Here is an 8614-nt window from a genome sequence, read left to right as displayed (position 1 = left end):
GCGCTTCGAAGAACCTTGCCTTCAAGTCCCCAAAATCCACGATCCCCGCAACTCCCTGAACAACAGGGTGTTGCGGGGATCGCTAGAACCCGCCGTACCGGTGCGGGGCCTTCCCCATGTGTCCGCGCGGGGCTACTCGTTGGGGACGGTCTCGTAGCGCGGGGTGCCCTCGGCCATCTGTCGCAGGGCGTCCTTGCGGTCGCGCTTCGAGAGCCGGTCGATGTAGAGGTACCCGTACAGGTGGTCCGTCTCGTGCTGGAGGCAGCGGGCGAAGTAGCCGGTGCCGCGGACCTTGATCGGGTTGCCCCGCGCGTCCTGGCCGGTGACCTCGGCGTAGTCCGGGCGGGCCAGCGCGGCGTACGCGGTCGGCACCGACAGGCAGCCCTCGTTGGAGTCGTCCAGGACGCGCGACTCGGTCGGCAGCTCGACCAGCTTGGGGTTGACGACGACACCGGTGTGGCGGCGGCCCTCGTCGTCCGGGCAGTCGTAGACGAAGACCTTGGCGTCCACGCCGATCTGGTTCGCGGCCAGGCCGACGCCCTCGGCGGTCTTCTGGCTGGCGAACATGTCGTCGATCAGCCGCGCCAGTTCGTCGCCGAACTCCGTGACGTCCTTGCACTCCCGGTGCAGGACCGGGTTGCCGACCACCGTGATCGGGCGGGAGGTGCCGCGCTCACGGTGGGCGAGCTCGCGTGCCTCACAGTCCTCGGTGTCCACGACGTAGCCTTCGTCGTCGACCGGGACAACCTGGTTCTCCTGCTGGGCCATGTCCGCCGTACGCCTTCCGTAAGTCTCCGAGTCACCGATGTGACCGGTACAGCCTACGGCCCCCGCTCAGCAGACCTCTTCGAGATCGCGCCACTCGCGGCTGTCGGGGCTGTCCGCCACCCACCCGTCCAGGAGTCCGCGCACCAGACCGGCGGGCGCCGCGATGCCGCATTCCCGTTCGGGCACCCACAGGGAACCCGAGCCGGTCGTGCGATGGCCCAGCGGGCCGGGGTGGCCGGGCTCGCTGTGGTCGTGCGGATCCAGGTGCTCGCCGTCGCCCTCGTCGCTCGGCATCGCGCTCTCCGAGCAGGTCCGGCACAGCAGGCGCACCGACGAGGACCAGTCCTCGGCGGCGAAGCCCGCGTCGGAGGCCAGCCGCTCCAGCGCGTCCCGGTCGTCCTCGGTGGCCGCTTCCAGCAGCACCACCCAGGTCGGCACGGGCGAGGGCGCCCACAGCTCGATCTCGTCGAAGACCGGGTACGAGGGCCCGGCGGCGGTGATCCGCTCGCCGTGCGGGACACCGTCGTGCAGGACGACCTCGCCCCAGCGCCGCCCCGAGGACGGCAGCGGGATCGAGAGGACCTCCATCCGGGCCGGATCGAGCCTCCGGCCCCACACGACCTCGGCCTCGCCCTCCGGCGAGAGCCGTACGGCGGCGCTGCCCAGCTCCATGCCGACGGGCTCGGCGCCCGCCGCGGCCCCGTGCGGGTCACCGGGGACCTTGAGCCCGTACGCCTGCCAGGCCCGGCGGGCCAGCGGCCAGTCCTGGAGCGCGGTCGCGGCGATGCCCACGTTCCACCAGTCCGGGGCGCCGGTCTCGCGGTCCAGCAGGGCCACGGCGCGCAGTCCGGCCGCCCGCGCCTGTTCCCAGTCGTGGCGGAACTTGTGCAGCAGGGCCAGGTTGAACCAGGACTCGGACAGCCAGGGTTCCAGGTCCGCCGCTCTGGTCAGGAGCGCGCCCGCGTCCTCGTACCGCCCGTCGCCGATCAGCGTGAACGCGCGGTCGGTGGCCTGCCGCCACGAGGCGGAGGGCCGATGCCGTACCTTCCCGAAGATCCTCACGTTTCCCGCCTGCCTGGGGGCACCGCCCAGCGGTAGCTGGGGGACTACGGTGCAGCCTCGCGGACACCCACACGGACACTCTTACTCGCATCCAACCATGCCCACTCGGACGGCCGCTCATTACCCATGGGTTACCCAGGTGGGAGCGGGCCGACTCCGGCCCGTCCGTCCCTGGCGAGAACCCTCGCCAGGCACTCCACGACCTCCGGCTGGAAGTCCTGCCCGGTGCTCAGGCGCAGCCGTTCCAGGGCGGCCAGTGAGCCGCCCGGGTGACCTTCCCCGCCGCACAGGTCGTCGTACGCGTTCACCGCGCGCACGATCCGCGCGGCGACGGGCTGCTCCCGGTAGGGGTCCGCCTGGCGCTCCACCACGACGGCGACCTCCGCCGGCACCCCGGTCTGTCGGGCCACCTCCCCGCCGAGCCCGGCGATCCGGCGGGCCTCGGCGGCCGGCAGCCGGGCCGTCGCCCCGGCCGGTACGGGGTCGACGAGCGAGAGCTGGCCGATGTCGTGCATCAGGGCGGCGTACTCCAGAACCGTGAGCTCCCGCTCGGAGAGCCCCAGCTCCCGCCCGACGGCGCGGCTGAGGTCGGCCACCCGGCGGGAGTGTCCCGGCCGGGTGCAGCCGGCGATCTCGGTGGCCCGGGCGAGGGAGGTGATGGTCTGGCGGTAGGTGGTGCGGATGGCGGAGATCCGGTGGAAGGACATCTGGGTCAGCAGCAGCGGCACGCTGAACACCGGGAGCGCCCACAGCCCGGCGACGGCGGTGCCCAGGGCCATCACCAGGCCGGTGGCGCAGATCGCCGAGCCGATCCCGGCCGGCGCGCGCAGTTCGTCGCGGAGCAGGGAACCGTAGGGCCGGCCGGTGTGGGCCCCCGCCAGCGCGGCGGCGAGCACGGCGTCGCACAGGGCGGTGAGACCGAGCAGCAGCACCAGGAACAGCACGAGGTAGGGGCCCTGGCCCACCCGCCCCTCCAGCAGGCCGGAATTGAAGAGCGGCTGGAAGCAGACGGCGGCGAAGGCCACGGCCAGCACCCGCCGGGCCACGTGGTCGAAGGCGGGCCCGTTGCCCCGGGCGATGTGCGGGACGATCCCGACGAGGGCCGCGGCGACGACGACCGCGACGACCTGGAGCACCCCGTGGTGCGTGGGGTGGCCGGCGGCCCGGCCGAGCAGCGCGTAGGCGAGGGCGCCGGCGGAGCCCAGCGGCGCGGGGCGGCGGTCCTCGGCCGGGACGGGAGCGGCGGCGTCGCGGTGGTCGCTGCGGGCCAGCTCGCCCACGCCGATGAGGATGCCGAAGGCGAGGGCGGTTCCGCCGTCCACCACCCCGTGCCACAGGGTGTGGCCGAGCGCCGCGAGGGTGAGCAGCGCGGCGGCGGCCCGTACGGCCCTGGCGGCGCCGGCCCTCACGTCCCGCCTCCGGCGCCCCGACCCGGCGGGACGGGAGCGGCGGCGGACGCGGGGCCGGACGCGGGCGGTGCGGGCGCGGGCTCCGGGGCCGGGGCGGGCGCGGGCTCCGGGGCCGGGGCGGGTGCGCTGGCGGGTGCGGGCTTCGGGGCCTGGGCCGGGGCCTGGGCCGGGGCCTGGGCCGGGGCCTGGGCCGGGGCCGGGGCGCCGCCGCGCGGGGCCACCACCCGCACGTCGTCGTCCGAGGTCACCACGGGGTGCCAGCCGTGCCGCCCGATGGCGTCGACCAGCGCCCGCACCATGGCCGGGTCGTACTGGGTCCCCGCACAGCGTTCCAGCTCGGCCAGGGCGACGGGGACCGGCCGGGCCCGGCTGTAGGAGCGGGTGGAGGTCATCGCGTCGAAGGAGTCGGCCACCGCCACGACCCGGGCGAGGACCGGGATCTGCTCCCCGGCCAGCCCGTAGGGGTAGCCGCGGCCGTCGACCCGCTCGTGGTGGTGCAGGATCGCGGACCGGGCCTCCCCCAAGAAGCCGATGCCGCGCACCATCTCGTGCCCGTACTCGGGGTGCAGTTCGATGACCCGCCGTTCCTCGGGGGTCAGCGGCCCGTCCTTGCGCAACAGCCGGGTGGGGACGCCGAGCTTACCGACGTCGTGCAGGATTCCGGCGATCCGGACGACCTCCATCCGGTCGTCGGTCATGCCGAGTTCGCGGGCGATCATCGCGGATGCCTGCCCGACGCGTTCGCTGTGTCCGCGCGTGTAGCGGTCCTTGATGTCGACGGCCTGCACCAGCGCCCGGATCGTGGCCTGGTGGGCGGCGCGTTCGCGGGTGTACTGGGCGAAGACCCAGCAGGAGATGTACATGGGGAGGACGACCAGCAGCGCGGCCGGCACCCCGTAGGGGCTGCGCCACAGCACGGCCATCATCAACCCGGCCAGGCCGTGGACGCAGTACGGGGCGAGGCCGGGGGTCCCGCCGGAGGACGTCTGGGGGTGGGTCGGCAGGCCGCGCCAGGCCGCGGCGGCGGGGCGGCGTTCGGCGGTGGCCAGGATGCCCCCGTCGAGGGCGGTGAGCACCAGGCAGAAGACGACGGCGGCGACGGCGGCGGGGAACACGGCGTACGGGAAGTCCGCCACCCGGGCGCCGGGTTCCGGGCCGGTCCCGGCGCCCCCGAGCGTGGCCGGCCCGTCCAGCAGCCGGTAGACCTGCCCGGCCGCCCAGGCGGCGGTCGCCTGCTGGGCCGCGTGCCAGGTGCGGCGCACGCGTACGGGCCGCTGCACCACGGGGGCGGCGAGGCCGCCGGGCAAGGCCACGAGCGCCGCCGCCGCGGGCGGCAGCAGGAACACCGCGGCCAGCACCACGGGGAAGAAGCCGCCCATGCCCTCGGGCACCCGGCTCCCGAGCAACCGGCAGCTCTTGAGGAGTTCGCAGCCCAGGCACAGGACGCAGAGCAGCGCGACCGCCGGCCACGGCGTGCCGGCAGCCGTGAGGGCCGGGGCGACGCACCCGCACGCGGCGAGGACGGCGCACACGATCAAGGCGCGCGCCCCCCACGGAAGGACCCGCATCGCACCCTCCTCCCTGCACCGGGCCGGGCCGGCGCCGAAACCGACCGGCACCGGAAGGGGAGAATAGGTGCGCCCCGCGGCGCGGCGGGCCGCATTTCCGCATCGGGGCATACGGACGCCCCCGGATTAGCACCTTCGAGTGAACGAAGGGTTCTCCGGGGGCGGTTGTCGCCGGCTCGGCCGGGGCGACTCAGCCGGGGGCGGGACCCGCGGTGACGTCGTGGTCGGGAACGGCCTGTCCCGAACGGATCAACTCGATCCGTCCCATGACCTTCGAGCGCAGGTCGCTCGGCACGTCGTCCGACCCGCAGCACCGCTTGACCAGCTTCTTCACGGCCTGCTCCAGGCCGTACTTCTCAAGACAGGGATTGCACTCGCCGAAGTGCGTCTCGAACTTCGTGCAGTCGCTGTCGGGCATCTCGTGGTCCAGGAACTCGTACAAGTGGTCCAGGACCTCGGCGCACTCCGTCTCGTGCGGCTCTCCGCAGCTCATGAGCCCGAGCCTTTCAGGTCGTTCGACTCTCCCGCTCCGGCGGGGACCAGCCCGCGCTCGCGGGCGTAGTCCTCCAGCATTCCGCGGAGTTGACGGCGGCCACGGTGCAGTCGGGACATGACCGTACCGATGGGTGTACCCATGATGTCCGCGATCTCCTTGTACGCAAAGCCCTCTACGTCGGCGAGATAGACCGCGATGCGGAACTCCTCCGGAATGGCCTGGAGCGCCTCCTTCACGTCCGAATCGGGCAGGTGGTCGAGCGCCTGCGATTCGGCGGAGCGCAGTCCGGTCGACATGTGCGACTCGGCGCGCGCCAACTGCCAGTCCTCGATCTCCTCCGCCGCGCTGCGCTGGGGCTCGCGCTGCTTCTTGCGGTAGGAGTTGATGAAGGTGTTGGTCAGGATGCGGTACAGCCACGCCTTGAGGTTGGTGCCCTCGCGGAACTGGTGGAAGGACGCGTACGCCTTCGCGTACGTCTCCTGGACCAGGTCCTCGGCGTCGGCCGGGTTGCGCGTCATGCGCAGCGCGGCGGAGTACATCTGGTCGAGGTAGCCGAGGGCGTCCCGCTCGAAGCGCGCGTTGCGCTCCGGGGTCGTCTCCTCCGCGTGGCCTTCGTCGGTCCCAGCGACAGGACCCACCTCCTCCGACAGCGTGGCGGCTCCGAAAGCGGATCCGCTCGAATCGGAGAATAGTCGACCCTCCCGGGCCTCCGCCGCCCGAAGCGTCCCGCGCTTGGGTGCGGGCAGCACCGTCCAGTCCAGGTCAGCGGCCTGCCGACGGTTCTGGCTGATGACCTGGGTCATGCGCTCCCTCTCCTCCGACGAACGTTTCCGTGCGTTCCGACACCCGGTTAACGACGGGCCCGGGCGCCGCATTCCCGGGCGGGACAAGGGTGTCGGCGCCCTGGGGGGCGGGTCCGGGCGGCCGGTGCGCCGTGAGTGATCCGGATCACCCGGGAATCCGTCAGATCGGTCTCACAGTGGGAGCCGGTCGAGCCATTCGGCCACCGCCGCGGTGATCGCGGCGAGGGTCTCGGCCTGGGTCACGTCCGCCCGTTTGGGCACCGCGAAGCCGTGGTCGCCGTGCGGTACGGCGACCAGCTCGTACGGGGCCCCCGGGCCGGGCGGCGGGAACTCCTCCGGGCGCCCGAACGGGTCCCGGCCGCCTTGGACCACCAGGGTGGGCCGCCCGGCGCCCAGCAACTCCTCGGCCCGCGACTTCTCGGCCCGGCCCGGCGGGTGCAGCGGGAACGCCAGGGCCAGCACCCCGGCCGCGTCGAGTTCGGCGGCGGTCCGGCACGCCACCCGGGCCCCGGCGCTGCGCCCGCCCGCGACGACGGGCGGTCCCGGCGCCAGCAGGGCGGGCCACACGGCGCGCCAGCCCTCGTCCAGCACCTTGGGCGCGGCGGCCACCCTCTTGCCGGCGACCCGCCAGGGCTGTTCGACCAGGGCTACGGTGACCCCCCGGCCCGGCAGGGCGGCGGCCAACGCCTGGAGGTCGCGGGCCTCGATCCCGCCCCCGGCGCCGTGCCCGACGGCGAGCACGAGCCGGGCCGCGCGGGCGGGGTGCCAGGTGACGCGGGCCTCGCCCGCCGGGGTGTCGACGCTTTCGGTACGCGTGGTCATGGGCCGATCATGCCGTCGCCGGCACCGGACGGGCCTCAGAAGAGCGTGGCCTCTTCCGGCGCGGCGAGCTCGGTCAGCAGCTCCGGCCCGTTGTTGCGTACGTTGCTCACGGCGGTGGAGACCGGGTACGCCCGCATCAGACCGCCGGGCGGCGGCGCCAGCAGCGCCCGCAGCTCGTCGACGTCCGTACGGGCCGGGTCCAGCCAGGGGTCCCACTTGTCGGGGGTCAGCATCAGCGGCATCCGGGGGTGGATGTCGGCGAGCGAGCGGGGGCCCTCCTCGGGCGCCACCGCCAGGGGACCGGTCTCGGCCTCGGTGGTGATCACCGAGCAGGTCGCCCACCAGGCGTTCGGGTGCTCGTCGGGCAGGGTCCGGTCGCGCCAGAACTCGTATATGCCGGCCATGGCGAAGGCGCTCCCGTCGGCGGGAAGCACGAAGTACGGCTGCTTGCGCGCCCGCTTCTTCTTCCCCTCGACCTCCAACTGCCGCTCGTCGTGGGCGGTGACCCACTCGAAGTAGCCGTCGGCCGGGATGACGCAGCGGCGCTGCGCGAACGGGCGGCGGAAGGACGGCTTCTCGGCGACCGTCTCGGCCCTGGCGTTGATCATCCGGGCCGCGCCCTCGGGGCCGCTCGCCCAGGAGGGCACGAGCCCCCACCTCAGCACCCGGAGCTGTCGAACCGGACGGCGGCTCGGCGCGTCCTTCACAGGACGGTCGAGGACGACGTGGACCTCTTTCGTCGGCGCCACGTTGAAGTCGGCGGCCAGGGACTCCTCGGGTTCCCACCGCTCGACGCCGAAGATCCGCACCAGTTCCTCGGGCGCCCGGCCCGCTGCATACCTTCCGCACATGGCTGACACACTGCCATGGCCCTCGCCCCCTACCGCAAGGAGTCCGCCACTCCATGGACAGCACGACGACGGCCGGTCTGTGGGACCGGCTGAGCGGCATACAGACGGCAGCCCCCTGGTGGCTGGTGGTCGTGACGGGGCTCGCCGCGCTGGCCGCCGTGGCGCCCCGGCCGGTGTGGCGGCTGTCCCGGAACGCGATCACGATCGCCCACGAGGGCGGCCACGGGCTGCTGGCGCTGCTCACCGGGCGCCGGCTCGACGGGATCCGACTGCACTCCGACACCAGCGGCGTCACCGTCAGCCGCGGCAGGCCCAGCGGACTCGGGATGGTGCTGACCGCCGCCGCCGGGTACACGGCGCCCTCGCTGCTCGGCCTCGGCGGGGCCGCCCTGCTATCGGCGCACCGGATCACGCTGCTGCTGTGGGCGGCGACCGCCCTGCTGCTCGCGATGCTGGTGATGATCCGCAACGCGTACGGGCTGCTGACGGTGGTGCTGACCGGCGGCGTCTTCGTCCTGGTGTCCTGGCTGACCCCCGCCGAGGTGCAGGGGGTGTTCGCGTACGGGGTGGTGTGGTTCCTGCTGCTGGGCGGGGTCCGGCCGGTGTTCGAGCTCCAGGCCAAGCGCCGGCACGGCGGCGCCCCGGACTCCGACGCCGACCAGCTGGGGCGGCTCACCCACGTCCATCCGGTGGCTTGGCTGCTGTTCTTCCACGCCGTGGCGCTGTGCGCGCTGATCGGCGGGGCGCGCTGGCTTCTCGGCCTCTGAGACGGCGCGGGTGACGGCCCGCGGCGGGGCCCCGAACGGGCCCCGGCCACGATCCCGGCTTGGGTGAA

General features: G+C 73.9%; 9 protein-coding genes. 1 reads left to right on the top strand and 8 read right to left on the bottom strand.

Going from position 1 to position 8614, the window contains the following annotated elements:
- Window positions 1-132: 132 nt before the first annotated feature.
- The 8 genes from def to ACFVXJ_RS28160 form a co-directional block, all read right to left on the bottom strand.
- On the bottom strand, window positions 133-768 hold the full coding sequence (gene def, locus ACFVXJ_RS28195) for a peptide deformylase (RefSeq protein ID WP_389665887.1): 636 nt from the start codon (window positions 766-768) through the stop codon (window positions 133-135).
- 66 nt (window positions 769-834) lie between these two features.
- On the bottom strand, window positions 835-1830 hold the full coding sequence (locus ACFVXJ_RS28190) for a tetratricopeptide repeat protein (RefSeq protein ID WP_389665886.1): 996 nt from the start codon (window positions 1828-1830) through the stop codon (window positions 835-837).
- 131 nt (window positions 1831-1961) lie between these two features.
- The gene (locus ACFVXJ_RS28185; RefSeq protein WP_389665884.1) at window positions 1962-3239 is read right to left on the bottom strand and encodes an HD-GYP domain-containing protein; all 1278 of its coding nucleotides are present in this window, start codon (window positions 3237-3239) and stop codon (window positions 1962-1964) included.
- Window positions 3236-4807 (bottom strand): HD-GYP domain-containing protein, encoded by a 1572-nt coding sequence (locus ACFVXJ_RS28180; protein ID WP_389665882.1) that lies wholly within the window; start codon window positions 4805-4807, stop codon window positions 3236-3238. Before ACFVXJ_RS28180 ends, ACFVXJ_RS28185 begins: the two co-directional genes overlap by 4 nt.
- Before the next feature lie 190 nt (window positions 4808-4997).
- Window positions 4998-5300: a mycothiol system anti-sigma-R factor gene (gene rsrA / locus ACFVXJ_RS28175; protein WP_136213975.1), complete on the bottom strand. Its 303-nt coding sequence runs from the start codon at window positions 5298-5300 to the stop codon at window positions 4998-5000.
- Window positions 5297-5941 carry a sigma-70 family RNA polymerase sigma factor gene (locus ACFVXJ_RS28170; RefSeq protein ID WP_008741505.1) on the bottom strand — a complete coding sequence of 215 codons (645 nt, stop codon included), beginning with the start codon at window positions 5939-5941 and terminating at the stop codon, window positions 5297-5299. The genes rsrA and ACFVXJ_RS28170 overlap by 4 nt, the downstream gene beginning before the upstream one ends.
- A gap of 336 nt (window positions 5942-6277) precedes the next feature.
- Window positions 6278-6928, bottom strand: coding sequence for an alpha/beta family hydrolase (locus ACFVXJ_RS28165; protein ID WP_389665880.1), 651 nt, complete (start codon window positions 6926-6928; stop codon window positions 6278-6280).
- 35 nt (window positions 6929-6963) lie between these two features.
- Window positions 6964-7779, bottom strand: coding sequence for an SOS response-associated peptidase (locus ACFVXJ_RS28160; protein ID WP_389665879.1), 816 nt, complete (start codon window positions 7777-7779; stop codon window positions 6964-6966).
- Between the two features lie 53 nt (window positions 7780-7832).
- On the opposite strand from ACFVXJ_RS28160, the gene ACFVXJ_RS28155 reads away from it, so the two are divergent.
- Window positions 7833-8546 carry a M50 family metallopeptidase gene (locus ACFVXJ_RS28155; RefSeq protein WP_389665877.1) on the top strand — a complete coding sequence of 238 codons (714 nt, stop codon included), beginning with the start codon at window positions 7833-7835 and terminating at the stop codon, window positions 8544-8546.
- Window positions 8547-8614: the final 68 nt, after the last annotated feature.

Origin of the sequence: Streptomyces sp. NPDC058279, from assembly GCF_042881255.1 — a bacterium.
Classification (GTDB): Bacteria; Actinomycetota; Actinomycetes; order Streptomycetales; family Streptomycetaceae; genus Streptomyces.
The sequence above is the reverse complement of the archived record's forward strand: the minus strand, read 5'-3'. Positions and strand labels throughout refer to the sequence as shown.

Excerpts from the sequence above, each read along its gene's own strand:
- rsrA (WP_136213975.1), bottom strand. The coding sequence starts at position 5,300 with ATGAGCTGCGGAGAGCCGCACGAGACGGAGTGCGCCGAGGTCCTGGAC.
- ACFVXJ_RS28160 (WP_389665879.1), bottom strand. The coding sequence starts at position 7,779 with ATGTGCGGAAGGTATGCAGCGGGCCGGGCGCCCGAGGAACTGGTGCGG.
- ACFVXJ_RS28155 (WP_389665877.1), top strand. The coding sequence starts at position 7,833 with ATGGACAGCACGACGACGGCCGGTCTGTGGGACCGGCTGAGCGGCATA.
- def (WP_389665887.1), bottom strand. The coding sequence starts at position 768 with ATGGCCCAGCAGGAGAACCAGGTTGTCCCGGTCGACGACGAAGGCTAC.
- ACFVXJ_RS28180 (WP_389665882.1), bottom strand. The coding sequence starts at position 4,807 with ATGCGGGTCCTTCCGTGGGGGGCGCGCGCCTTGATCGTGTGCGCCGTC.
- ACFVXJ_RS28165 (WP_389665880.1), bottom strand. The coding sequence starts at position 6,928 with ATGACCACGCGTACCGAAAGCGTCGACACCCCGGCGGGCGAGGCCCGC.